General features: G+C 71.1%; 1 protein-coding gene. It reads right to left on the bottom strand.

Features of this window, described 5'->3' with window-relative positions:
• The coding region (locus ASG00_RS02275) for a hemolysin family protein (RefSeq protein WP_235559079.1) at positions 1-918 on the bottom strand (918 nt) is incomplete at both ends.

The following is a 918-nucleotide window of genomic DNA, read 5'->3' as shown; positions in this document are numbered from 1 at the left end:
CCCCGGCGGTGCCGCCGTACTCGTCCACGACGACGGCCATCTGGTAGCCCCGGGCGCGCAACTCGGAGATCAGCTGATCGAGGTGCACCGTCTCGGGCACCCGCAGCGGCTCGGTCGCGAGCGCCGCGACCGGCACGTCCCGCCGACGCTCGCGCGGAACCGAGACCGCGGCCTTCAGATGCACGATGCCGGTGATGTCGTCGACCGACTCCTGAAAGACCGGGAAGCGAGAGTGTCCGGTCGCGCGGGCGAGTGCGACGACGTCGTCCGCCGTCGCGTCGACGGCGAGCGCGTGCACCCGCGGGCGGGGGGTCATCACGTCTCCCGCCGACAGGCGCGCGAAAGTCAGGGTGCGGTTCAGGAGCGTCGCCGTGTCGGCCTCCAGCACACCCGCGCTCGCCGAGCGCCGCACGAGGCTCGAGAGCTCCTCCGCCGTGCGCGCGCCCGAGAGCTCCTCCTTCGGCTCGATCCCCATGGCGCGCAGCACCTTGTTCGCGCTGCCGTTGAGGAGGGCGATCGCGGGCCGGAACACGGTGGTGAACAGGGTCTGGAACGGGATGACGAGCTTGGCCGTCTGACGCGGCACGGCGAGCGCGAAGTTCTTCGGCACGAGCTCGCCCAGGATCATCGACATCACGGTCGCGAACACGATCGCGATGGTCGCCGCGGTCGCGGTGACCACCCCGTCGGGGAGTCCCCAGCCGGAGAGCACCGGCCGCAGCAGGTTCGAGATCGCCGGCTCCATCGTGTAACCGGTCAGCAACGTCGTCAGCGTGATGCCGAGCTGCGCACTCGACAGGTGCGTCGACGTGAGCTTCAGCGCGCTGATCGTCAGCGCGAGCCGGGACTCGCCGGCGGCCTGTCGCGCCTCGAGGTCGGCGCGGTCGAGGTTGACCAGCGCGAACTCGCTCGCGACGA

The sequence above is a fragment of the Microbacterium sp. Leaf351 genome, assembly GCF_001423825.1.
GTDB lineage: Bacteria > Actinomycetota > Actinomycetes > Actinomycetales > Microbacteriaceae > Microbacterium > Microbacterium ginsengisoli.
Note: the sequence above shows the minus strand (reverse complement) of the source record. Positions and strands in the feature narration are given on the sequence as shown.